At 47.7% G+C, this 24,462-nt stretch carries 25 protein-coding genes and 1 pseudogene; 6 read left to right on the top strand and 20 right to left on the bottom strand.

Going from position 1 to position 24,462, the window contains the following annotated elements:
- Nucleotides 1–885: 885 nt before the first annotated feature.
- The 12 genes and pseudogenes from P9687_RS08150 to P9687_RS08095 form a co-directional block, all read right to left on the bottom strand.
- The gene (locus P9687_RS08150) at nucleotides 886–2,304 is read right to left on the bottom strand and encodes an NAD-dependent succinate-semialdehyde dehydrogenase (RefSeq protein WP_017550717.1); all 1,419 of its coding nucleotides are present in this window, start codon (nucleotides 2,302–2,304) and stop codon (nucleotides 886–888) included.
- 383 nt (nucleotides 2,305–2,687) lie between these two features.
- Complete coding sequence (locus P9687_RS08145; RefSeq protein ID WP_017550718.1) at nucleotides 2,688–3,746, bottom strand: phosphotransferase family protein; 1,059 nt, start codon at nucleotides 3,744–3,746, stop codon at nucleotides 2,688–2,690.
- 42 nt (nucleotides 3,747–3,788) lie between these two features.
- Complete coding sequence (locus P9687_RS08140) at nucleotides 3,789–4,193, bottom strand: acyl-CoA thioesterase (RefSeq protein ID WP_017550719.1); 405 nt, start codon at nucleotides 4,191–4,193, stop codon at nucleotides 3,789–3,791.
- Nucleotides 4,194–4,441: 248 nt separating this feature from the next.
- A complete protein-coding gene (locus P9687_RS08135) occupies nucleotides 4,442–4,654 on the bottom strand; it encodes a hypothetical protein (protein WP_017550720.1) in 213 nt (70 codons plus the stop codon).
- Nucleotides 4,655–4,919: 265 nt separating this feature from the next.
- Entirely contained in the window at nucleotides 4,920–5,483 is a 564-nt protein-coding gene (locus P9687_RS08130; RefSeq protein ID WP_017550721.1) for a TetR/AcrR family transcriptional regulator, read from the bottom strand.
- 68 nt (nucleotides 5,484–5,551) lie between these two features.
- Nucleotides 5,552–7,166, bottom strand: a pseudogene (locus tag P9687_RS08125) (long-chain-fatty-acid--CoA ligase).
- Between the two features lie 85 nt (nucleotides 7,167–7,251).
- Nucleotides 7,252–8,025 (bottom strand): SDR family oxidoreductase, encoded by a 774-nt coding sequence (locus tag P9687_RS08120; protein ID WP_104851102.1) that lies wholly within the window; start codon nucleotides 8,023–8,025, stop codon nucleotides 7,252–7,254.
- Entirely contained in the window at nucleotides 8,003–9,247 is a 1,245-nt protein-coding gene (locus P9687_RS08115) for an acyl-CoA dehydrogenase (protein ID WP_017550723.1), read from the bottom strand. Before P9687_RS08115 ends, P9687_RS08120 begins: the two co-directional genes overlap by 23 nt.
- 187 nt (nucleotides 9,248–9,434) lie before the next feature.
- Nucleotides 9,435–10,403 carry an STAS domain-containing protein gene (locus P9687_RS08110; RefSeq protein ID WP_211161922.1) on the bottom strand — a complete coding sequence of 323 codons (969 nt, stop codon included), beginning with the start codon at nucleotides 10,401–10,403 and terminating at the stop codon, nucleotides 9,435–9,437.
- A 249-nt stretch (nucleotides 10,404–10,652) separates the two neighbouring features.
- The gene (locus P9687_RS08105) at nucleotides 10,653–11,372 is read right to left on the bottom strand and encodes a YebC/PmpR family DNA-binding transcriptional regulator (RefSeq protein WP_014096371.1); all 720 of its coding nucleotides are present in this window, start codon (nucleotides 11,370–11,372) and stop codon (nucleotides 10,653–10,655) included.
- A gap of 384 nt (nucleotides 11,373–11,756) precedes the next feature.
- A complete protein-coding gene (locus tag P9687_RS08100) occupies nucleotides 11,757–12,344 on the bottom strand; it encodes a hypothetical protein (protein ID WP_014096372.1) in 588 nt (195 codons plus the stop codon).
- Nucleotides 12,337–12,903: a membrane-spanning protein gene (locus P9687_RS08095; RefSeq protein WP_235430871.1), complete on the bottom strand. Its 567-nt coding sequence runs from the start codon at nucleotides 12,901–12,903 to the stop codon at nucleotides 12,337–12,339. Before P9687_RS08095 ends, P9687_RS08100 begins: the two co-directional genes overlap by 8 nt.
- A gap of 479 nt (nucleotides 12,904–13,382) precedes the next feature.
- On the opposite strand from P9687_RS08095, the gene P9687_RS08090 reads away from it, so the two are divergent.
- Nucleotides 13,383–14,021 (top strand): hypothetical protein, encoded by a 639-nt coding sequence (locus P9687_RS08090; protein WP_017550727.1) that lies wholly within the window; start codon nucleotides 13,383–13,385, stop codon nucleotides 14,019–14,021.
- A 139-nt stretch (nucleotides 14,022–14,160) separates the two neighbouring features.
- On the opposite strand, the gene P9687_RS08085 is transcribed toward P9687_RS08090, so the two are convergent.
- The 3 genes from P9687_RS08085 to P9687_RS08075 form a co-directional block, all read right to left on the bottom strand.
- Complete coding sequence (locus P9687_RS08085) at nucleotides 14,161–15,198, bottom strand: NAD(P)/FAD-dependent oxidoreductase (RefSeq protein ID WP_199772163.1); 1,038 nt, start codon at nucleotides 15,196–15,198, stop codon at nucleotides 14,161–14,163.
- A 31-nt stretch (nucleotides 15,199–15,229) separates the two neighbouring features.
- On the bottom strand, nucleotides 15,230–16,045 hold the full coding sequence (locus P9687_RS08080) for an ABC transporter ATP-binding protein (RefSeq protein ID WP_014096376.1): 816 nt from the start codon (nucleotides 16,043–16,045) through the stop codon (nucleotides 15,230–15,232).
- A 328-nt stretch (nucleotides 16,046–16,373) separates the two neighbouring features.
- Nucleotides 16,374–17,336, bottom strand: a complete 963-nt coding sequence (locus tag P9687_RS08075; RefSeq protein WP_014096377.1) for an ABC transporter substrate-binding protein — start codon at nucleotides 17,334–17,336, stop codon at nucleotides 16,374–16,376.
- A 156-nt stretch (nucleotides 17,337–17,492) separates the two neighbouring features.
- Between P9687_RS08075 and P9687_RS08070 the strand changes: the two genes are divergently transcribed.
- The 5 genes from P9687_RS08070 to P9687_RS08050 all read left to right on the top strand — a co-directional run bounded on the left by P9687_RS08070 (nucleotide 17,493) and on the right by P9687_RS08050 (nucleotide 21,235).
- The gene (locus tag P9687_RS08070; RefSeq protein WP_328228580.1) at nucleotides 17,493–18,539 is read left to right on the top strand and encodes a FecCD family ABC transporter permease; all 1,047 of its coding nucleotides are present in this window, start codon (nucleotides 17,493–17,495) and stop codon (nucleotides 18,537–18,539) included.
- A complete protein-coding gene (locus P9687_RS08065; protein ID WP_328228581.1) occupies nucleotides 18,539–19,564 on the top strand; it encodes a FecCD family ABC transporter permease in 1,026 nt (341 codons plus the stop codon). The genes P9687_RS08070 and P9687_RS08065 overlap by 1 nt, the downstream gene beginning before the upstream one ends.
- Before the next feature lie 139 nt (nucleotides 19,565–19,703).
- Nucleotides 19,704–20,486 (top strand): TSUP family transporter, encoded by a 783-nt coding sequence (locus P9687_RS08060; protein ID WP_013858187.1) that lies wholly within the window; start codon nucleotides 19,704–19,706, stop codon nucleotides 20,484–20,486.
- A 93-nt stretch (nucleotides 20,487–20,579) separates the two neighbouring features.
- A complete protein-coding gene (locus P9687_RS08055; protein ID WP_014096380.1) occupies nucleotides 20,580–20,921 on the top strand; it encodes a DMT family transporter in 342 nt (113 codons plus the stop codon).
- Nucleotides 20,921–21,235 (top strand): DMT family transporter, encoded by a 315-nt coding sequence (locus tag P9687_RS08050; protein WP_014096381.1) that lies wholly within the window; start codon nucleotides 20,921–20,923, stop codon nucleotides 21,233–21,235. Before P9687_RS08055 ends, P9687_RS08050 begins: the two co-directional genes overlap by 1 nt.
- 13 nt (nucleotides 21,236–21,248) lie before the next feature.
- Here P9687_RS08050 and P9687_RS08045 read toward each other — a convergent pair whose 3' ends face one another.
- The 5 genes from P9687_RS08045 to P9687_RS08025 all read right to left on the bottom strand — a co-directional run bounded on the left by P9687_RS08045 (nucleotide 21,249) and on the right by P9687_RS08025 (nucleotide 24,379).
- Complete coding sequence (locus P9687_RS08045) at nucleotides 21,249–22,190, bottom strand: DMT family transporter (RefSeq protein ID WP_302466713.1); 942 nt, start codon at nucleotides 22,188–22,190, stop codon at nucleotides 21,249–21,251.
- A gap of 131 nt (nucleotides 22,191–22,321) precedes the next feature.
- Entirely contained in the window at nucleotides 22,322–22,819 is a 498-nt protein-coding gene (locus P9687_RS08040) for a PaaI family thioesterase (RefSeq protein WP_014096383.1), read from the bottom strand.
- Between the two features lie 132 nt (nucleotides 22,820–22,951).
- On the bottom strand, nucleotides 22,952–23,215 hold the full coding sequence (locus P9687_RS08035; protein ID WP_014096384.1) for a hypothetical protein: 264 nt from the start codon (nucleotides 23,213–23,215) through the stop codon (nucleotides 22,952–22,954).
- Nucleotides 23,212–23,448 (bottom strand): hypothetical protein, encoded by a 237-nt coding sequence (locus P9687_RS08030; RefSeq protein WP_014096385.1) that lies wholly within the window; start codon nucleotides 23,446–23,448, stop codon nucleotides 23,212–23,214. The genes P9687_RS08035 and P9687_RS08030 overlap by 4 nt, the downstream gene beginning before the upstream one ends.
- 1 nt (nucleotide 23,449) lies before the next feature.
- Nucleotides 23,450–24,379 (bottom strand): transposase, encoded by a 930-nt coding sequence (locus P9687_RS08025; RefSeq protein WP_328228885.1) that lies wholly within the window; start codon nucleotides 24,377–24,379, stop codon nucleotides 23,450–23,452.
- Nucleotides 24,380–24,462: the final 83 nt, after the last annotated feature.

Below are 24,462 nucleotides of genomic sequence, written 5' to 3'. Positions count from 1 at the left end.
CCGACTTTGCGCCCCTTCTCGAGTAAAAGACATTTTGTCTTCCTTGATGCCAATGCCCGGAAATTTGTTGTGACATGTCTTTCATAGCACTCGTGCCAGTAATGTTATCGCAATTTTTCTCTCATTAAGTTGCGAATACTTTTCCCGACCAATTGTGTTATTTTCCTTTCACCATAAAGGACGCTTTCCCGGGAAATTTGTTGCCTTTTGTCTTTTTAAAGACCTCTAAAAAACATTGGGACCATCGTACGGATCCTTTTTTGTCTTTTTGAAGGCTTCTAAAGGACACTTGGACCACTACCCAGATCCTTTTTGTCTTTTTGAGCATCTTAAAAAGACATTTTGGCTCGATCCCCACTCCTTTTTGTCTTTTTGAAGGCGTCTAGGGGACATCTTGGGGCGAGAATCATTGCCTTTTGTCTTTTTGAAGGTCTCTAAAGGACATTTGGACCTCCGCCCGGATCCTTTTTTGTCTTTTTGAACGTTTTAAAAAGACATTTGGACTCGGTCCCACCTCCTTTTTGTCTTTTTGAAGTGTTCTAGGGGACATTTCAGGGTGGGAATCATTTCCTTTTGTCTTTTAGAAGGCCTCTAAAGGACACTTGGACCACTGCCCAGATCCTTTTTGTCTTTTTAAACGTCTTAAAAAGACATTTGGGGGCGGATCCCATTCCTTTTTGTCTTTTTGACGGCTTCTAGGGGACATTTTGAGCTCTGGCCTGATCCCTTTTTGTCTTTTTGAAAGCCTGTAAAAGACCTTTGGACCACTTCCCCGGATCTGCCTCAAAAACATTCGAGCCAAGTACCGCAACTGGTTTAGGATCAAAAAAGTGGGATCCCCATTTTTAGAGATCCCACTTTTTTCCTGCAGGCCGATCCAGGTACTTATAAACCGAGCGAAATATATTTGACTTCCAAAAATTCTTCGATGCCGTAACGGCCGCCTTCCCTGCCGAGACCACTCTGCTTGAAACCGCCGAATGGGGCCTGCGGCGTGGACGGAAGCCCGTCGTTCAGCCCGACAATGCCATATTCCAGCCCCTCTGCAATTTGAATGCCTTCTGAAATATTTTCCGTGAACACATACGCAGCAAGACCGTAAATGGAATCATTGGCACGCCGAATTGCTTCATCAATATCCGTAAATTTCGTTACCGGTGCAAGCGGCCCGAATGTTTCTTCATTCATGCATATCATATCATCGGTAACATTGGAAATGACTGTCGGCTCAAAGAACAACCCATCTTTCGCGCTGCCGCCTGTTTCCACGGTAGCCCCTTTTTCCACTGCATCTTTGACGTGATGTTCTACTTTTTCAACCGCATTCCGGTCAATCAGCGGACCGATATCCGTTCCTTCTGCAAGGCCGTCCCCAACACGGAGTGCTTTCACTTTTTCTGTAAATTTCTTGGTAAAAGCTTCATACACTTCTTCCTGTACATAAATGCGGTTCGAGCACACACAAGTCTGACCGGCGTTGCGGAATTTTGCTGCAACCGTGCCCTCTACAGCTTTATCGAGGTCCGCATGTTTTGTGATGATCACCGGTGCATGCCCACCAAGTTCAAGCGACACTTTTTTCACTGTGTCAGCTGAGCCGCGCATCAGCTCTTTCCCGATTTCGGTCGATCCGGTAAAAGTAAGTTTGCGGACGCGTTCATCGGCAAGCCAAGTGTCCCCGATTTCCTTCGCACTCCCGGTTATTACATTGATGACGCCTTTCGGAATGCCGGCTTTTGCAGCAAGCTCAGCAAGCTTCAAAGCAGTAAGTGGTGTCTGTTTTGCCGGCTTGATGACAACGGTGCAGCCGGCAGCAAGCGCAGGCGCAACTTTGCGGGTAATCATGGCAGCCGGGAAATTCCACGGGGTAATGGCCGCGACAACGCCGACCGGCTGTTTATGGACAAACAGGCGTTTATTGGTGGTGGATGCCGGAATCGTTTCGCCATACACACGCTTTCCTTCTTCGGCAAACCACTCGATAAAGCCATTTGCGTAACGCATTTCACCGAGTGCTTCCTTTAGCGGCTTGCCCTGTTCAATGGTCATCGTCCTGGCAAGCTCATTTTCATTTTCGCGGATCAGTTCAAACCACGTGCGGAGGTAAGCACTTCGTTCATAGGCAGAAAGCGCCGCCCACGCCGGAAAAGCCGTATGCGCCGCATCCACAGCAAGCCTGGCTTCCTTTTCTCCGCCTTTTGGAATCGTCGCAATCACTTCGCCGGACGCAGGGTTGTCCACTTTAATTTTTGGCAGTCCTTCCCCTGTCCACTCACCATTCAAGTACATCAAGTAGTCTTCCATAGCTCCATCTCCCTTCGAGTAATAGTTTACGATTTTTCAGATGATTTTTCTCGTTTTATGATTGCAAAATTTGTTTCGCCGACATGAGTATTCTTGATTTTGTAATTAAAAAAGAATACCTCTGACTTACTCATTTTTACATAATTTTGATGTCAGGAAGCATGCTGAAATGTTTCATACGATAAGCTGACCCTGTCAGTTGACAAAAATTTAATGGAGCGACAATCAGGTCATAAAAAAACGTAACAGAAGCTCATACAAAGCCCTTGTTACGCACAATCCAAATGCCAATCAAACAAAAGTTAACTGCGGGAAAGAATCAGATCCGGAAGTCTTAACTACAACGTGAATCCACCTTCACCCATTATAAGAAAAATCCCCAATCACACCCTTTCCGCCACTTCCACCGCGTGACGGATCAGGCTGCGGACGACGTTGCCGAAATGGGCGAAACGCTGGTCTTGTGTCTGGCCGCGTTTGTAGCGGTAGTAGATTTGCTGGCAAATGCCGGCGAGCTTAAAGTAACCGAAAATCAAGTAATAATCGATGTTCGAGACGTCGCGCCCGCTTTTTTTCGCATAGGCTTCGACAAACTCGCGGCGTGTCATAAAGCCGTCCAGCGTCGTGACGGACGGTTCACCGAGCCCATTTTTGATCAAATCCGGGTCATCTTTTTCCGTCCAGTAGCTGAGCGCAGCGCCAAGATCTGCGAGCGGGTCGCCGATGGTCGCCATTTCCCAGTCAAACAGGCCAGTCATTTCCGAAAAATCTTCGTTAAACATGGCGTTATTCAGCTTATAATCATAATGAATCACGGCTGCACCTTGTTGCGGCGGAATATGATCACGCAAATAATGGATGAGCGGCTCTGCTTCCGGAATTTCATCCGTCTTCGCACGCAGGTAGCGCTCAATCCAGCCGTTCACCTGGCGTTCGAGAAAACCATCCGGCTTTGACATGGAAAGGAGCTCTGTCTTTTCATATGGGATCGCATGCAGTTCCACAAGCCGGTCAACCATGATACCGGAAATCCGCCGGCACGTCTCCTTTGTCGGCTCCACTCCCGGCGGAAAAGCGGTGTCAAGCACAATACCATGCTTTCTTTCCATGAGAAAAAACGGAGCGCCGATCACAGACGGGTCCTCCTCGAAAAGCAACACTTCCGGCGCCGGTGTGAAAAATGGCCGGAGCGCCTTCAGCACGCGAAATTCGCGCCCCATGTCATGCGCTTTCGGGGCAACCGGGCCAAGCGGCGGGCGCCTGAGCACTGCTTCCCACGAACCTGCTTTTAATTGATAGGTCAAATTCGAACGGCCTGCTGAAAATTGTGCGATTCCAAGCGGTACATTCGGCATTTGCGGAAACTTCTTCTGCAGGTATTCCTGCAGCCTGGTTAAGTCCAGTTCTTCCCCTTTGCGGACCGGAATTGTGTCTGAATGCATTTTTCCTCTCCCCCTTGTATCCCGTAATAGGCAGATCGTTTTTCACATCGCCGTCTGCAAATGCTTTTCCAGGATGCCCCTTATGTCATCTGGAATCGGGCGGGATTGCTGCTTATCAAAGTCAAAAAAAACGACAACCGCTTTCCCCCTTGCGATCAAGCGGCCGGTTTCTGCATCCAGAATTTCATGAGCCAGTTCACAGCTCGTATTGCCGAGCTTTGCCACACCGGTCCTGATCGTGAGTTCTTCATTATAAAACGCCTGGCTGACAAAATCGCATTTTACTGAAGCTAAAATAATATTGAAATCTTTTATTTCTACGCTTGCACCAATGCTTTCAAAAAATTTCAAACGGGCATCTTCCAAGTAGATGAAGTAACTGGTGTTGTTAATATGTCCGATAGCATCTGTTTCGCAAAAGCGTGTCCGTAATTTCAATTCATGCAAAAAAATCCCTCCCTTTTGCTTGAACACCATTACGGTAGCTGTAGATTTACAACCTTGCAAGGTCCTGACCATGATTGATCCGTTGCTACAATCCCTTTTTTTCCCAAGACCATTTCTTGTCACAGCTGCCGCAATGTGATGCGCTTTTTCATCCCGTGCAGTCTGCTCATCACAAGGCCGTCCCCAATTCCAGCTGCCGCATTGTAATGCACTTTTTCGATTTCGTGCAGTCCCGCAATACAATCTCATTACAGCAGTTGTACGGTTTTACAACCTTGCAAGGTCCTGGCCATGATTGATCCGCTGCTGTAACCCCTTCTTTTCACAAGGCCATTTTCTGTCAGCTGCGGTAACGTGATGCGCTTTTTCATCCCATGCAGCTCGCTCAATACAAACTCATTGCGAAAGCTGTAGGGTGTTGCACCTTCCAAGTCCTGGCCATGATTGATCCGCTGCTGCAATCCCTTCTTTTCACAAGGCCATTTTCTGTCAGCTGCGATAACGTGATGCGCTTTTTCATCCCATGCAGCTCGCTCAATACAAACTCATTGCGGAAGCTGTAGGTGATGCACATCCCAGGATCCTGGCTATGAATAATTCCGATACTAAACCTCTATTTCTCAAAGCCATTCTCAAATACAGCCGCCGTAACGTAATGTGCTTTTTCAATCCGTTCAGCCCGCTTGCTCGATCTCAAAACAACACCATTACGACAGCTGCATGGTTCTATGCTTTTTCAATCCCGTGCAGGACGATATCCATGAACAGTTCTGCCACTTCTGCCGCCGATTTCCGACCTTCCGGGTTAAACCACTGGTAGCTCCAGTTCACCATGCCGAGAATGGCAAAGGAAGTAAGATTCGCGTCCAGATGCTCCGCAAACTCGCCGATCTCAATGCCTTCCCGGATCAGCTTTTCAACCCCGAGGCGGAAAGCTTCGCGTTTTTGTAAAATCAGTTCGAGCTTTTCACCGCTTAAATTTTTGATCTCCCGGAAAAAGATCAGGGCTTTTGCTTTTTCCGTTTTGATGCTTTCAAGCAGCATCAGGACAAGCGCATGCAGTTTTGCCTTGCACGATGCGTTTTCCGAGAGAATGGCCTTCTGTTTTTCCAAAAGTTTCGTAATATAGTCCATATGAATGTCCATCAAAAGTTGTTCTTTGCTGGAAAAATAATAGTAAAACGTGCCTTTTGTCGCGCCGATGCTGTCGACGATGTCCTGAATGGATGTCTCCGTGAAGCCTTTTTGTTCAAACAAGCGTATGCTGTGTTCCGTAATCTTCGCTTTCATGCCGGTCCTCTCCATCTATTACTATATTAAGAAAATTATATCACATGCCCGGCTTCACGTTTCTGCTCTTACTCGCGCACTTTCTTTTCTTCTTCGCGCAGCTTGCGGCGCAAAATTTTCCCGACATTTGTTTTCGGTAACGCATCACGGAACTCTATGATCTTCGGGCGTTTATACGGGGCGAGATGGGCGCTGCAATATTCGCTCAGTGCTTCTTCCGTCATCTTCTGCCCTTCTTTTAACACGACAAATGCCTTAACGGTCTCCCCCCGGTATGGATCCGGCACACCGATCACCACTGCTTCCTGGACGGCGGGATGCGCATACAGCACCTCCTCGACATCGCGCGGGTACACGTTATAGCCGCTTGCAATGATCATATCTTTTTTGCGGTCAACAATATAAGCGTACCCTTCCTCATCCATTTTCGCGATATCGCCGGTGTACAGCCAGCCATCCCGAAGTGCTTCCGCCGTTTCTTCCGGCATGTTCCAATACCCTTTCATCACTTGCGGGCCTTTTACAATCAGTTCGCCCACTTCGCCCGGTTTCAGTTCCTCCGTGCCGGTTGCAACATCGACGATTTTATAATCTGTTGATGGTATCGCAATCCCAATGCTGCCCGGCTTGCGTTTTCCGAAAACCGGATTGCAGTGTGTAACCGGGGAAGCTTCCGAAAGGCCATACCCCTCGACAATGACGCCCCCCCGTTTTTTCTTCAAACTGGCGCAAAAGTCCGAGCGGCATCGGTGCACTCCCGCTGTTGCAGGTCTTAATGGAATCCAGCCCGTACTCCATCGCTTTCGGGTGGTTCGTGATGGCAACATACATCGTCGGGACACCCGGAAAATAGGTTGGCTGCGTTTCCTTGATGGTCTGGAGAACTTCTTCAAGATCAAAACGCGGCAGCATGATCGATTCCGAACCGGTGTAGATTACATAGTTCATGGCACATGTCATGCCAAACACGTGGAAAAGCGGAATAACGGTCAAAATCCGTTCTTCTCCCGGCCCCATGACCGGTTTGAAAAATGCATAGGTTTGCACCAGATTGGCAAGAAGGTTTCGGTGGGTCAGCCTCGCACCCTTTGACCGGCCAGTGGTGCCGCCCGTATACTGGAGTACGGCAATATCCTCCCGGGGGTCGAGCGCAGGAGGGTTGTAATCCGTGCCTGCCTGTAAAAAGGCATCAAAGGGTTCAGCATCATCCAAAGGGCCGGCTGCCGGCTTAAAACTGGCTGTGACAACATTTTTCAAGGATGTTTCCGGGCGGACGGCCTGCACTTTCGGGTACAAATCATCTAGGACAATGATGGTTTCTGCGCCCGAGTCATTTAATATATGCCTGATCTCCGGTTCAACGAGCATCGGATTGATCTGGACAATCACAGCACCTGCCATTAGCACACCGTAATAGGACACGACATACTGCGGGCAGTTCGGCAGCGTGATCGCCACTCTGCTGCCTTTTTGCACGCCTCTTTTCTGAAGGACGGAAGCAAAGGCAAGCGATGCTTTGTAAAGTTCCGCATAGGTCGTCTTTCTGCCGTAAAAAGAGAGGGCAGTGCGGTCCGGGTGCTTTTCGGCTGCAGTAACAAGTATTTGGTACAGCGGCGTATCCGGCACTTCAATTTCTTTCGGAATATCATCGGTATAGACAGCATGCCATACTTTGTTTTCCATTCCAAATCCCCCTTGTTTTTCATTGCCAAATGGACTGTTTCCCTAGGCTTAATAAGGCACCGATTACCGCCCGGCATGTCGGTTTTTAAAGCACATGCATGCCGCCATCGACGAGCAGCACATCCCCTGTCACATAGTCCGAAGCTTGGGATGCTAGAAAAACAGCTGCACCTTTTAAATCCTGATCATTTCCGAATCGGCCGAGCGGCGTTGCTTCCAATATCGGATTTTTGCCGCGTTCAATGATGACTTTGGCCATTTTTGTCGGGAAAAAGCCCGGCGCAATCGCATTCACATTGATGCCGTATCTGCCCCATTTGGCAGCGAGATCTTTTGTAAACGTGATGACCGCACCTTTACTTGTGTTGTAACCGATCGTGTCCATGATGCGCGGATCGACGCCGCCAAGCCCGGCAATGGAGGCAATATTGATAATCTTGCCGCGCCCCTGTTTGATCATGACTTTTCCGGCTGCCTGGCTCATATGGAAAGTGCCGGTCACATTCGTGCTGATCACTTTTTCCCACGCCTCAATCGGCATATCTTCGGCAGGCGCCCCCCAAGTCGCGCCGGAATTATTGACGAGGATGTCAATTTTGCCAAACTGCTTCACGGTTTCCGCGACTACTTCATCAACCTGGGCACGATTTGTAATGTCACACTCCATTACAAGCGTTTTCACTCCGAGAGATTCGATGCGTGCAGCCGCTTCTTCGCATGCCGCTTTTTTTCTGGAGCAAAGCACGACATCCGCCCCCACTTCCGCAAATGCCCGCGCGATTTGTTCACCGAGCCCCCTGCCGCCGCCTGTCACGATGGCGGTTTTTCCTTTTAAACTAAACAGTTCTAACACGTTCATCGGCTGATCCCCTTTCCTGGTATGGTTTTATCTCAAGCCTTGCAATCTGGTCGAGGTGGACTTCATCCGGGCCGTCTGCAAGCCGCAATGTGCGCGCGTTGGCCCACAGCCGGGCGAGCGGAAAATCGTCCGAAACGCCGGCGCCGCCGAACGCTTGGATGGTGCGGTCGATAACAGCAAGCGCCATCCGCGGTGCCACTGCTTTAATCATTGCAATTTCCTTTCTCGCCACTTTATTGCCGACCGTGTCCATCCTATACGCTGCTTTCAATGTGAGAAGTCGTGCCTGCTCGATTTCAATACGCGACTCGGCCACCCACTGGCGGATGACGCCCTGTTCCGCGAGCGGCTTACCAAACGGCGCACGGTTTTGTATGCGCTTGCATAAAAGTTCAAGTGCACGCTCCGCAGCTCCAATCAGCCGCATACAGTGATGGATTCTGCCCGGCCCAAGCCGCCCTTGCGCAATCGCAAACCCTTTTCCTTCCCCCCAAATGATATTTTCAGCCGGCACCCGCACGTTTTCGTATGTAATTTCCGCATGGCCGTGCGGTGCATCATCATAACCGAAAACCGGGAGCATCCGCTCAATCTTCACGCCTGGTGTATCGAGCGGTACGAGAATCATAGACTGCTGTTCGTGCCGCGGTGCATCCGGATTGGTTTTTCCCATGACAATCGCAATTTTGCACCTCGGGTCGCCGGCGCCTGATGACCACCATTTCCGCCCGTTCACAATATATTCATCACCGTCACGTACAATGCTGCATGAAATATTGGTCGCATCACTTGAAGCAGTATCCGGCTCTGTCATAGAAAAACACGAACGGATCTCGCCGTTTAAAAGCGGTTTTAGCCATTTTTCTTTCTGCTCATCACTTCCGTACCGGGCAAGCACTTCCATATTTCCGGTATCGGGTGCATTGCAGTTGAATACTTCGGGGGCGATGATGGATCTTCCCATGATTTCACAAAGCGGGGCATACTCGAGGTTCGAAAGCCCGGCCCCGTATTCATTGTCCGGCAAAAACAAATTCCAAAGCCCTTCCTGCTTTGCTTTTGCCTTCAATTCTTCCATAATCGGCGGAACAGCAGCCCACCGTGTTTCCTGTGCATTCAGTTGTTCCTCAAAGATCTTTTCACCCGGATAGACGTTTTCTTCCATAAAACGCTCAAGCTTTGAAATCAGTGCCTTCACTTTTGGTGAGTAATCAAAATCCATATGATTCATCCCCTCCCCGTTGACTAACCGGTTAGTATGTTAATTTCATTATAAACAATCATTCGAAAATTTCAATAAAAAAATAAGCCGAATTTCCTCGATTTGTGTTGAATCTTCCCGGTAAAAAATAAAAAAAGCGGGAAACAAATCTCCCGCTTTTTGAAACAGATTTTTCAGGCCTTGCCAATCAGAGTATTTTCCTCCCCAATTGTCCGAGCGCATAGTGGATGCTGTGCTGCAACGTCTGGAAGCAGTCAAACTGGCTGAAATCAAGCCCGGAAGAAGAAATGGTCATGCTCATGGACGGCGATATACCGACAAGGATCGTTTGCGTGCCGATTAAGGAAGATGCTTTTCCGATATTTTCAATAAACTGGATGCTGTGCGGATCGTCTTCCACATCGAGTGCCGTTAAATCAAGCACCAAATACTTTGCTTTGTACTGCGGCAAATTTTTCAATGTTTTTTCTACCAGCTCTTCGGCACGTTCATCGTCATATTTCCCGATTAAAGGCACGACGACAATGCCGTCTAAAATCGGAATAATCGGTGAGGACAGCTGCTTGATGAGTTCTTTCAGCTCCCGCGTCTTATCTTCGACGAGCGCCTCCAGCTGAATAATCTGCTCAGCTTCTTTTTTCCGCGCCAGCTGGTGAATATTATGTGACACCGTGATATCCGACGGGAAATACTCAATGATCGTGGAGTCGTGGCCTTCGATCTGATACCGGACGACTTTATACCATATATTTGTATGGAACAGTCCGGTAAAAATACCAGCGTAGTGGGCAGGCAGAAAATTGCTGCCCGTTTTCTTTCCCTGGGCCACATTGATTTTATGCTCCCAGCTGTCTTTCAGCTCAATCGTCAATGTCTTCTGATCAAAGTTCATGTCTTTCATCACGGCTCTTCCCCAGCCCGCTGATGCGTAAGTAGTGGTAATGAGTTCAGACGCCTTTTTCACATCGAAATCTTTGATTCTATTAAAATAGTTGGCAACGAGCAATCCTTGACGGAAACCCGCTGTTTCAAAGACAACATTGGATGCTTCTTCCCCGGATATTTCTTCAATTGTAGTAAACAGATCGCGCATCGCGGTTGGAATCCAGAAAAGGACTGCATCCTCCCCTTCGAAAATGAATCTTCCTTTTTCCAATTCCCATTCAAATTGAAGACCGCCCACATGTATATTCGGATGTTCGCTATCAGAATATCCCCTCTATTATGTACAATAAATTGTATTCTTATTATACCGGTTCAGTTTTCTTGCGTCTATTGATACGAGTTTTGTAATGTGACAAAATTCGCGTGCTTGCAGGAAAATGTGCTCACACACCAGGGCCTTACTTTCAAAGAAATTTGCTTATACGAAAAAAAGGCGGGATCACCCCGCCGTCCATCTTAATTAATCATCTAAATTGACATTATGGTAAATTTGCTGGACATCTTCCAGGTCTTCCAGCACATCAATCAGTTTTTCGAATTTCTCCCGGTCCTCATCCGGTAATGTGACTTCGTTTTGCGGCAACATTGTCAGTTCGGCAACGGTAAATTCCGTAATGCCGGCATTTTCAAAAGCTTCCTGAACCGCATGAAACTGGTCCGGTTCCGCGTAAACAATAACGGCACCGTCTTCTTCAAAGACATCGCGGACATCAATATCAGCTTCAAGCAAAAGTTCCAGCACTTCATCCGCTGTTTTCCCTTCAATGCCAAAGACTGCCGTTTTATCAAACATATACGCGACTGAACCGCTCACCCCCATATTGCCGCCGTTTTTCCCGAAAGCGGCGCGCACTTCGGAGGCGGTCCGGTTGACATTGTTCGTTAACGTATCGACAATGATCATCGAGCCGCCCGGGCCGAAGCCTTCATAACGCAGCTCGTCATAGTTTTCATCAGCGCCGCCTTTTGCTTTTTCAATCGCGCGGTCAATGATCGCTTTCGGCACGCTGTATGTTTTGGCACGCTCGAGCACCATTTTTAATGCGCTGTTTGCCACCGGATCCGGCACACCCTGTTTCGCAGCAACATAGATTTCGCGGCCGAATTTCGCATAAATGCGGCTCGTATTGGCATCCCTTGCTGCTTTTTTATCTTTTATATTATTCCATTTGCGTCCCACGGGGATCACTCACTTTCAACAAAAATTCGAATGCTTCCGTACTTGCCCATTGTTGAATTATACACCAAAAGCTTTCCGGTGGGGGAAAATAATTGAAAAAACATCCCGGTTGGATAGCCGGGATTCATGATGTGCCAATTTTTTCTTCCTTTTCGCCGGTGTCCCGGATGATCTTTCCGCAGTTTTGCCATTTTTCATTGGTTTTTGGAAAATGGCTGGTTTTTCAGATCCGCTTTCCATTGATTTTTGGTTCCGCTTTATTTCCTCAAGCCATTTCTATTTCGCCGGTTTCTTGAAAACCGCAGATTTTTTTAAAATTCCACCATTCTTAAAGGTCCAGAAACACAGGGCTCCACACGCATGCGGCATGCTGGTTTTTGTTTCTCACTTTCGTTTCGTTCGTATCCCGGACCCTGTTGCCACAACCAGGCCGCCGAGCACATCTGCAATCAAATCGGTCATCGTATCCTTGTTTCCGCCGCCCTGCAAAGTAGTGCCAAAAAATTGGTCACCCGAAAACTCATAGATCTCCCACATTACACCGCCAAGCGCGGCAAACCCAAGCACAAATAAAAATACAAACCATGCGGAGATCGCCTTGCCCGCATCCCGGTGCACAAGCCGTTCATAAAGTGCGATCGCGGCAAATCCAAGAAGAAGGCCACTCACGAAATGCAGGAAGGTGTCCCACCAGCCTAAGCCGTACCAGCCACGGATCGATCCGAAATATTGGGAGCCGGTTAAAAAAAGAAAATAAGAAATGACAAGGGGCAGGTGGAACCGAAGGCGCGGAACCCACGAAAGGATAAGCGGAATTGCGCCCGAGATCACCCCGCCCGCAGCGACCGCAGCCTTCCAGGACGCGCCGGCCGTATATTGCATGGCGCATAAAACGGCCATCCACAGTACATAAACCAAGCTGATTCCAAACACAATTTTCCGGTCCATATTTCCACTTTCTTTCTTATACATTTTGTTTCCTGAATCCAGTATATATCGCAATCAGCACCCCGCCAAAAAATCCGGCCAGCAAGTCCACCATCGTATCGGTATTGCCGCCACGCTGCATCGTATGGGAGGCAATTACATCCCCCAAAAATTCATACATCTCCCAAAGAACGCTCCCTGTTATCGCAAGCCCGAGGGCAAACAATGCGGGAATCAAGCGCGACATGCCCCGCCTTGCCGTCTCCGGAACCAGTATTTTATACAGCGTAACGCCGATACAAGCTGTAAAAATGCCCTTATAAAAGTGAACGGACGTGTCCCACCACGAAAAACGCCCGTAAAATCCGGCGATCGAACCGAGGCAGATGGAACAAATCACGAAAATATACCAGCCAATAATCGAGGGCGTATTGATCCGGTTATGTTTTAAAAATAATAAGCCGAGCGGCAGCGCACTTAACACAATCCCGCCGGCCGCAATTCCCCACCGCAATGTATCATGCTTTATAATAAAATAGACCATAAGCCCGGCCAAAAGCAACATCATGCCGGTACTGAGCAGTATAATGATGATGCGTTTCACCTTTCCACCCCGTTCTGTTCTTTTCCAAAAATAGGATACCCTTTCTTTTTCCATTTCATCCTATATAAAATGAACATAGGGTTTGCTGAACGAATCCGATTCTGCGTTTGTACCCAATTTTTCAGCAAGCTCTGCTCTCGAAGAATCCATCTGCGAAAATGCGATTCTGGTGCAAGTTTTTCCCTGAATTTTTTATAAAATCCTTGCATTTAAATTTTTTCCTAAGCTGTCAGCATTCTTGTCCAAATCTATGAATCTTGCTTATTCGGCAATCTCTACATAAGTTTTTCGCGCCAAAATTAACTATGATCAGGTTAGATATGGCTTTTGGCAACGCATAAGGAGTAGTAATGTTAAGTTCAACTTATATAGCTGGCAAACAGGCTGATCTAAAAACATCCGCATAACGGCGTTTTCTTTTCCAAAAAGTATTTAAAACATTTCAATTTTAATGATAAAATAAGCTAGGGAGGTGTTTTATGAAAAAAGTTTTGTTTGCATGCTTGGCCCTGCTGTTGCTCTGTGTTCTCACCGGATGGAATCTGCTTGGGAAAAGCGGGAAGCCTGCCAATGCCAACACATTTAAACCGGCAAAACTAACGGCAAATGAAGAAGCCATTTTACACGCTTCAACGGACAACTCTTTTCTTTATCAATACCGTGTCGACCCTAACAAGTATAAATCCGTTAGAATCTGGCTGGAAGAATACAAATACGGAAAATTGGTGAATGACCATCTTTTTGAACTAGAAGGGGAAGCGGGGAAGAAAGGGACAATTATGTTCACAGCCTCTCCGGTAAGCGAAAACAGCAAACGTTATAAGGTCATCGAAGGCATCTATACGGGTAAAGGCAATACCACTTTCAGCACATTTAAAACTTTCCCGGCAGCAGGGGATAAAGACATCAACGCGTTTTCCTTGAGCGGCGTTGACAGCGCGGAATCGGCAAGCGGCAAAAAGATTTTAGGAGCCATTGGTTTTTCAAAAGATGATTCTGCCCCGGCCCCTCCGCTTCATGACTTTGAAGACCTGAAAAAACACAAAAAGGAAATACAATCTTACGCAACCCTTTTAGTGGTGCGGTGCGAATTTAAAAATAACAAGCGCAGCGCATGAACAGACGGCGGGTCATGATATCCGCCGTTTCCCTGTAATTACCGCCATGTGCGGACAGAAAGGAGCGGATGCGCATTTTGCTGCTTTTCAGTGCACACAAAAAAGACGCTGAGACACATCTCAACGCCCTTATTAGCTTTTAGCGTGCCTGTGGTTCTTTTTCGCGGCCGTTTTTATCTACAAAATCTTCGTGGTGCGTAGAATACATGGCCATCGGTTCTGCATCCGGGCACATATAGCGGACGGCGCTGTTTAAAGCAACCGGGCCTTCCGCAAACCCCCCGGCAATCAATTTTAATTTGTGCGGGTAAATTGCCGCATCCCCTGCCGCGAAGATCCCGGGTATATTCGTTTCCATCGCGCCATTGACCTCGATCCGCTCGTCTTTCATTTTAAGACCCCAGTTTAAAATGCCACCATAATCGCCCTGAATGCCGTGGTTCACGACAACTTCATCGGCTTCAAGCCATATTTCTTCGCCCGTCCCGGCGTGTTTCACCGCAACGCGTTCGATCCTGTTGCCAGTCCCGTGCAGGGCTGAAATGCAGTAAGGGATAAAAAGGCGTGCATTTTTCACCATTTCGGACACATCGTATTCATGCCCGCTGAATGCTTCCCGCCTGTGGACGATCGTAATGCTTTCGGCAATCCCGGCCAGTTCGTTTGCCCAGTCAACTGCCGCATTTCCGCCGCCGGAAATCAGCACCCGCTTGTTGCGGAAGCGATTTAAGTCGTCGACGGCATAATGGAGATTGCCGGATTCATAGCGTTCTACCCCCGGAATATGTAGCTTAATCGGTTTAAAAATGCCCGCCCCGACGGTGAGGATAACCGTTTTTGTCAGGTGAAGGCCGCCGTTTTCCGTGCTTAACATAAAGATACCGTCCGGGCGCCGCTTTAAACCGGATACATGCTGATGAAAAAGGATCGTTGGCGAAAAAGTTTCCGCCTGCCGGATCAGTTCCTTCACAAGATCCCCGCCTGTTATTTTCCGGATCCCGCCAATATCCCGCAATGTTTTTTCCGGATAAAACATCGAGATTTTTCCGCCCAGCTGGCCGCTAGATTCCAGCACTTTCGTCTTTAATTTCCGCATGCCGCTGTAAAACGCCGTAAACAAGCCAATCGGCCCGCCGCCAATAATGGTTACATCGTAGATTTCATGGTCCAATGCCAAGATCCTCCAATCCCGCTCATAAAAAAAGTGGCTACGCCATTTGTGCGCGTACTTCTTTATACGGTTTAATCAAATCATAGGAAAGGCAAACCGGTTTTTTGCACCTCGGATCAAGCGCAATTTGGGCATCCAATCCGAAACATTCCCGCATCATTTCCGCTGTCACCACAGCTTCGGGGCTGCCCTCGTAAAGGATTTCGCCATCTTTCATGGCAACGATATGGTCCGCAAAACGGGCGGCCTGGTTTAAATCGTGCAGCACCATCACGATCGTGCGGTGCTCCATTCTGTTCAGCTCCTGCAAGAGTTCCAGCACTTCCAGCTGATGGGACAGGTCCAGATAGGTTGTCGGCTCATCCAGTAAAATCATTTCGGTATCCTGCGCAAGTGCGAGCGCAATCCAGACCCGCTGCCGTTGCCCGCCCGAAAGCGCATCCACAGGACGGTCTTTCAATTCTTCCGTCCCGGTCATTTCAAGGGCCCGGTGAATGGCTTTCCAATCTTCACGATTCAGCTTTCCAAACCTTTTTTGGTGCGGGTACCTGCCATAAGATACAAGTTCCGAAACCGTCAGTCCTTCCGGCACACTCGGAGACTGGGGCAAAATCGCAAGCTTTTGCGCAATTTTCTTTGTTGATTGTCTTGCCAGTTCTTTTCCATCCAAATAAACGGACCCGTTTTTCGGAAAGAGAATGCGCGCCAATGCCTTCAGCAAAGTGGATTTGCCGCATCCGTTCGGGCCGATGATCGCCGTCATTTTTCCGGCTGGTATATTTAAATTTAAGTTTTTAATAATTTCATGATCTCCATAGGCAACTTTTAAATTTTCTGCACAAAGCTTTGGCATCTCAGTTCCTCCTATGAATCTGGCATTAAATGAAAATGATTCTTAATATCAATTTCATTCTATAAGGTTTCCAAATAGGTGTCAAATCGATTTTTCACCGGCAATCTCCAGGTTTTTCCGCAATTTAAGCATTTCCTGCTGCCCTTCCTGTACTTTTGAAATTTTGCAAATTTTTTTCGGAGGAAAGGCTCTCCTTTTTTGGGCCTTTCCAGTTGGAATAAGGGTGTTCTTCCCCCGTATCCGCATGATGCCGGGTTTGGAAACATCAATATGTTCTTCCCGCAGCCAAAGCCGTCCATGCAACATGGACGGCAGGCCGCGAAAAGGATTATTTGATCGTTTTTAATACATCCCGGATCATCTCTTTGTTTGCAATCGCGCCAGAGTAAAGCCAGCCGGTATCAGCAGAAAATTCAGCTACATGGTGTTTCTTGACGGCAGGAATGCTTTTCCATAATGCATTGTCCAGCTCTGTTGCGTGGGTTTTATCGCTGTTAATCAAAAAAATATAGTCTGCATCCAGCTCGGTTAATTTTTCAAGCGAAATAGCATTCCAGTTGCTGGTTGCTTTTGCAGAAATTTCATTTACAACAGCCGGCACCTTCAAACCTAAATCATTGTACAGGACGTCCCCACTTGATACATTTTTCGATACGATAAAAAATTTATTGTTCACAAGCCAGATTGCAGCAGCAGAAGGCGCTTTTCCGTTTTTCGCCAGTTGTGCTTTTGCTTTCTTGGCTGTTTTTTCATAATCTGCGAGCACTTGTTTTGCCTTTGCTTCCTTGTTCAACACTTTCCCAACAGTAAGCAGTTCTTTTCTCCAGTCACTGTTTTGCTTTTTGCTTACGACAAAGGTCGGAGCGATTTTGCTGTATTGTTCATACTTCCCGCCTTCCACCATACTGGCATCGTCAATCAGGATTAAATCCGGCTTGAATTTTTGCACTTGTTCATAAGGCAGGTCGTAAGAAATAGCCGGTACCCCTTTCAGTAAATCGTCCTGCAAATATTCCTGAATGCCGTTGCTGACACTCCATTGTGCGACAGGCTTCACCCCGAGTGCAACAAGATGGTCTTCCAAATAAGTCGCAATGACGCGTTTCGGATGAGCCGGCACTTTTACTTTATGCCCCATCACGTCTGTTACCGTCCGGGTTTTTGAACCGCCGGCAGGCTTGTTTCCGTTTCCATTTCCGGACTGGCTGTTCCCGCAGGCAGCAAGGGCAACGGACAGAAAGACAATCCCGCATATTTGGAAAATCTTTTTTAATTTTAGATTGTAAGACATTTTCATCCCCCTGGCATTATGTTAAAATATTGTAGACAGATAAATGATAATGATTATCAACATCAATTAAAGCGAAAATTTTTCATTCTGTCAATCTTTTTTCTTTTTGAATCATAAATTTTTAACCGTATCGAAATAGAAGGAAGGAAGTCAGGGATGGCAAAAGCGCACACAAGTAAAGCGGCACACCGCGTGCAGGATCAACCGTATAAAAAACGACTGGCTTATTTTATCCTCGGCTTCGGGTGGATTTTTATCATACTTGCCGTCGCGGGTTCCATTCAATTGGGTGCATCGAATGTCGGCTATACAACTGTATGGAAAAGTTTGTTTTTTTATGATGCAAACAACCCGGCCCATGTCGTCATCCATGAATTGCGGCTGCCGCGTGCCATTGCCGCTTTATGCGTCGGTGCCGGGCTGGCCGTTTCCGGTTCGGTCATGCAGGGAATGACGCGAAATCCGCTCGCATCCCCGTCTATTTTGGGGGTAACCTCGGGATCCCTTTTTCTTATGGCGATTGCCTATGCTTTTTTTCCGGGCATTTCTTACAAGAGCCTGATTTTCGTATCTTTTGCAGGAGCCGGTTTGGGGGCGGCCCTCGTTTTTTCAATCACAGCTTTATCCAGGGGCGGGAACACCACTGTGAAGCTGGCGCTTGCCGGATCGGCCGTTACTTCTCTGCTTAGCGCCTTATCTACGGCGATCGGGCTTCGTTTCAACATATCAAAAGATTTGAGCTACTGGTATGCAGGCGGCGTGAGCGGTGTGCAATCCAGCCAACTCAAGTATGTAATTCCGGCCATCATTGCCGGTGTGATCATCGCCATTGCCATTTCGCGCGCCGTCACTATTTTAAGCCTCGGGGAGGAAATCGCAAAAGGACTCGGCCAAAACACGGTATTTGTTTACATAGCAGGCATTGTGGCCGTTCTTTTGCTGACAGGGGCGGCTGTATCCATTGCCGGAATGATCGGGTTTGTCGGATTGGTCATCCCGCACATTACCCGTTTCCTTGTCGGGTCGGATTATAGTTTGATCATCCCTTGTTCAGCGATTCTCGGAGCCCTTTTGTTGGTCATTGCCGATGATGCCGCAAAAATGATCAATGCCCCTTTTGAAACACCGGTAGGCGCAGTGACCGCAATCATCGGCGTCCCTTTCTTTCTCTATTTGGCACGAAAAGAAGGGGGCGGATTGTAGTGGGAAACCGGCTTTCAACCGACAAACGGAAATTCAGCATGCTTTGTGCTATCCTACTTGTTTTGCTGGCCGTCCTCTTTTTTGCCAGCATCCGGACGGGCACGATGAACATTCCGTTTCCGCAAATATGGTCTGCCTTTTTCGGCAGTGATGTTGGCAACCAGCGGATGACCCTGTTTGAATTCCGTCTGCCCCGGATCGTGCTCGCGGTGCTGATTGGCGCCGGAATTGCCGTTTCAGGCGGCATTCTCCAGAGCATTTCCAGAAACCCGCTTGCAGATCCCGGCATTATCGGCGTGAATGCAGGGGCAAGCTTTTCCGTTGTATTATATACATTCTTTTTTAAAGGCACGGCCTTTCTTGCCGGGGTAGTTTCTATTTTTGTCATGCCGTTTTTCGCATTAACCGGCGCCTTTCTTTCGGCGATCCTCATCTATTTGCTTGCCAAAAAAGGCGGAAGCGTGGCGCCCGGTCGTCTCGTTCTGACAGGGATTGGATTAAATGCGGCTTTTAATGCGGCAACAACAGTCCTGCAAATGAAAATGGATCCCCAAGATTTTACAAAAACGCTGACCTGGATATCCGGAAGCATTTGGGCAACAAACTGGGATTATGTCCTTGTCACTTTGGCCTGGCTGGTTGTTCTGCTCCCATTTGCTATATACAAAGCCCGTTACTTGAATATTATGCGTCTGGATGAGCCGGTCATCACAGGACTCGGGGTGCCGCTTGAAAAAGAAAGGCTGAAACTTCTCGGGACCGCGGTCGGGCTGGCCGGATGCTGTGTAGCGGTCGGGGGCGGGATTACGTTTCTCGGCCTGATTGCGCCCCACATTGCCCGCGGGATTATGGGGACAAAACATGAATTTTCCCTGCCCTTAACGGCGCTGATTGGGGCAAACATTTTGCTTTTGGCTGATACAGTCGGGAGAGTCGTGATACCTTCCATGGAACTGCCGGTCGGGATTGTCATTTCAATCCTCGGCGCACCATACTTTATTTATCTGCTGATACGGACAGCATAATGCATAATAGTAAAGCACACGGAAGTCCCTTATTCATTCCGTTGGAAAAATTTTGCACATGCCCAGAGCGGAAAGATATTTACAATTTTTAAATTTTTCGCTACGATAACAACAGTGATAAAAAAGGAAGGCTGATTTTATGATATTCGGGCTCGATCCATCCATGTTGGCACTGTTAGTTGGTTTTGGGTTTTGTGCAGCTTTTATTGATTCTGTTGTCGGCGGGGGCGGCCTGATTGCCCTGCCTGCCCTGCTGTTTACTGGGCTTTCGCCGTCTGCAGCGGTTGCTACCAACAAACTCGCGGGGACAATGGGGTCATTTACAAGCACATTTGTATTTTATCGTTCCGGGAAACTTGATTTATCTTCCATTTATAAAATGTTTCCGCTCACCTTTTTCGGTTCGATGCTCGGCGCTTACACCGTCCATCTCATGGATCCGGATGTGTTAAAACCATTGATGCTGATCATGCTTGCCGCAGTCGGCATCTATACGGTGACGAAGAAAGACTGGGGAAAAATCATGGCGTATAAAAAGTTATCCGTCCGCCGGCTGATTTTGTTTACGGCACTCATTTTTCTGATCGGTTTTTACGACGGATTTCTCGGCCCGGGCACCGGTTCCTTTTTAATGTTTGCCTACCTCATGATCGGGTTTGACTTTTTAAAAGCAGCCGGAAACGCGAAGTTTTTAAATTTTGGCAGCAATATCTCGGCCCTCCTTATGTTTATTTTTTTAGGGCAGGTTCATTATGCCTACGGGATTCCGATGGGCCTTGGGCAAATCGCCGGCTCCATCATCGGCTCGCGGTTCGCGATCAAAAAGGGGAGCGGCTATGTGCGCGCGCTGTTTATCGCCGTCACATTTTTGCTGCTTGCCAAAAATACATATGATTATGTACACGCGTTTCTTTTCGGCTGACAAAAAGGTTAGATGAAGGATCACGTTTTTGCCATGCAACCCGGGGGATGCTTTTTGTGCAGCTCGCCGGGATTTTTTATGGAGGTGTTTGAAATGAACAAGTCCTGGCTCATTGTTCTTGTTGGTGCTTTTTTCGAAGTCTTTTGGGTCATCGGGCTAAAGCATGCGGATAATTTGTTAGAATGGGCGGGCACGCTGGTTGCCATTACTGCAAGCTTTTACGCACTCATTGCGGCAAGCAAGGATTTGCCGGTCGGAACGGTGTATGCCGTTTTTGTCGGGCTCGGCACAGCCGGAACGGTTTTTTCCGGAATCGTATTTTTCGGCGAGCCGTTCAGTTTCATAAAAATTGTTTTGATTTTCATTCTGCTGGCGGGCATTATCGGCTTAAGGATTGCGGAAAATGAAAAAAGCAGCGGGGAGGCGGATTCTTGATGGCTTGGGCTTCTCTACTCATTGCAGGGTTATGTGAAATGCTCGGCGTGGCCGCCATGAATATGGTAAACCGCCGCCGCAATCTGCAGTCTGTGCTGCTCATGGTGCTTGCTTTCGGCGGAAGTTTTTTGTTTATGTCGTTTGCGATGCGGACATTGCCGATGGGCACGGCCTACGCCGTCTGGACAGGAATCGGTGCAGCAGGGGGCGCAATTGTCGGCATGTTATTTTTTGGAGAATCAAGAGACTGGCGGAGAATTGTTTTTATCACGATGATTTTAGGCGCAGCGGTCGGGCTGAAGCTGGTATCATGACCGCCACGCGGTGTTATGCATGTTTTCCTTTTAACGCCAAAATGAAAATGGTGCTGATAATCATCAGCGCACCGGCCCAGTCAAAAAAACCGAGCGGAACATGGAGCCACACCACAGTTAAAAATGCGGCGGAAAGCGGCTCTGCTGTGGCAAGTACGGTTGTTTCTGATGCACTTAAATATTTCAGCCCTTCCAAATAGCAAAGAAAGGCAACCAGCGTTCCAAATAAAATGACAAAAGCAATCCCCGGCACCGCGGCCGGAGAAAAGTTCCCAGCTGCATGCCACGGCGGATGAATGAAACTTAAGACCGCGCCCCCAATTAGCATCCCCCAGCCGACGGTTACGTCCGCACCCCATTGGTGAAGGAGCTTTATCGGCTGGAGTGTGTAAAAAGCAGCGGTAAAAGCCGTTAAAATACCCCAGAAAAGCGCTTTTCCCGAAATGGATAGCGTCGTAAAACTGCCGTGTGTGACAAGCAAAAATGTTCCGGCAACTGCAAGAAAGACGGCAAATAACGTACGCCGGCCAGGCATTCTCCTGAATCGGGCGGCCAGAAAACACGGCACAATGACACACTCGAGGCTTTGCAAAATGGTTGCTGTTGCTGCATTGCCGTACCGGATAGCGGCAAAATAGGTGTACTGGACGCCGAGCATGCCGAAAACCGCAAAAAAAATCAGATCTCTCCGTGAAGCCGGGTCTTTCCATACCCCTGTGACACGATTTCTTTCTCTTCCGTAACAAAATCCGAGCAAAAGCAGGCCGGATACAAGCAGCCGCATGACCGTGAGCCATTGCATATCCATTTGCAAATGCTGGAACAAATATTGCGCAATCGTACCGGATACACCCCATAGTACCGCGCCTGATAAAACAAGCGCGATTCCTTTCGCTCGTAGTGTATGCGCTTCTGTTGCAAGCTGCTGGACAACTTTTTCCAATCTATTCCCCATCTTTCTATTCTGTTTGGCTGTCTTGTGGAAATGGCGGTCCGCATCCGTGCCGGTTGCCCGGAAGATGCTTTCCATGCTGCTTGATTGTTTTTACCCGGCGCATCTTTCAAGGACCGATGCCGCGCTAGGCTTTACTGCTGTTTTACTTTCTCCCTGAATTTTTCCGGCATCATCACCATGATAACTTCCCCTGTTACGACCACTTTATCTTCCGCAAATACTTCTGTGTTGATCCGGTACTTTTTGGGATGGATCTCGGTAACGGTTCCTATTGCCTTAAGCGGCACACCAAGCGGGGTAGGGTGTTTATATTCCACTTTTAATGTGCCGGTTACAAACCGCGGCGGCTCTGTCCCGTCGCCAAGTTCGTTGCCGTTTTTCCGGAGCACATACAGCGATGCGGAACCGGCGCTATGGCAGTCAATCAGCGATGCTACGATCCCTCCGTAGGCAAACCCCGGGATCCCCCCCATATATTCAGGAAGCGGCGTATAAATCGTGATGGTTTTGTCCCCCAGCCAGCCCGTGCGAAAATGATGGCCTTTTTCATTCAGCCGCCCGCAGCCGTAACAAGTTGCAAATGAATCGGGATAGTAATCCTGAACTGCCTTTGTAACACTTTCCTCCATTTCCTCACCCCTTTTTTATTCTATTTAAAATTATAATACATTTTGCACGAAATTTTAACAGCTGTATTTTTAGAAAGTTTGGCCATATAAAAAGCACCGGCAAACAGATGTCCGGTGAAAATCTTTTTTTACTTATAAATTTTCCAGTTGCTGTTTTATTTTTTCCACTTCTCTCTGGCTCAGGCCAGTTTTTTCCACAATTAATTGAAGCTCCATACCCTCTTGCAACATTTTGATGGCAATTGGAATCGTTTGTAACATTTCTTTTCTCTCTTCTTCTCTTCCCTTCTCTACTCCTATTTCAATTCCTTCCTCTTTCCCCTTCTTATACCCGCGGTCAAAATAGGAATTCGGCAGCTTCAATACTTGCTCTGCCTCGTCATAACTCGGGTTCAAGGCTTTTCCCCTTCTATCTGCCTTTTGATCTTCATGATCTCGTCTTCACTCAAGCCGGATCCCTGGGCAATGACCTTCACATCCACTTGATTTTTTAGAAAATTGATAATCAATCGTTCTCTTTCTTTTTCTCTGCCTTCCTCTTTCCCCTTCTTATACCCGCGGTCAAAGTAAGAATTTGGCAAGTCCAGGACAACTTCTTTTCCATCCACACCAGGCAGCCTGACTTCCATCTTATGAATGCTCCAATTGTTGTTTTATTTTTTCCACTTCTCTCTGGCTCAGGCCAGTTTTTTCCACAATTAATTGAAGCTCCATACCCTCCTGCAACATTTTGATGGCAATTGGAATCGTTTGTAGCAATTCTTTTCTTTCTTCTTCCCTTCCTTCTTCTCTGCCTTCCTCTTTCCCCTTCTTATACCCGCGGTCAAAATAGGAATTCGGCAGCTTCAATACTTGCTCTGCTTCGTCTGGATCCAGCATTTTAATGTTTTCCATTACTTCCGCCTCCTCTTTTTCGTTCAATTTTAAATAATAATCAAAGAAACCGTGTAACAGCCTCATTTTTGCAGGGTCAAGTTCCATCCGGGCCAGCATCCGCAGAAACTCCAGTTTGACCTGCACCCGTTCTTTTTCTGTATACCCCATTTTGCTTAATAATGCCGCGGCAACAGGATTGTTGCTCCGGATATAATTTCTCCAATTTTGTTTCATCAGATGAATGGATAAATAGTGAAAACGAAGAATTTCAATGTTGTGGAACGCAAAGGTGTACGTATCAGGGGTTTCTGTTTTCTCCTCGTAACTAAAAACGGCAATCGGCAATACCGGTTTCCGGTGCCGGAGACTGATCATCATGTAGTAACGAAACATGCGTTCAGGAAAAGGTTTCTCGTAATACGACTGCGGCTCTACATGGATGAGAATCACGGTATCTTTGCCTTTTACCTTCGTTTCGGCAAGGATGTCAACCCGTTTTTGCTCACCGCCCGGAAAGTCCGTAAACTGTTCCTGCGACAAAAACCGCACCCGGCGGTAGTCGAGATCCGCTGAAAGATCCGGGAAAAACGCCTCCATAAACTCCTGAAAAAAGTTTTGGATCAGCTCCTTAAACAAACGATCATGCACGTGATAACCGGCATGTTTTTCCATTACCAATTCCAATGGCAGCACTCCTTTTCTTATTTTTCAGTTTTATTTTATAGGACAAAAGTCCGTTTTTCAAGTACTTTTCACTATAGAAATCT

This window comes from Weizmannia sp. CD-2023, assembly GCF_036225245.1.
Classification (GTDB): Bacteria; Bacillota; Bacilli; order Bacillales; family Bacillaceae_C; genus Weizmannia; species Weizmannia faecalis.
The sequence above is the reverse complement of the archived record's forward strand: the minus strand, read 5'-3'. Positions and strand labels throughout refer to the sequence as shown.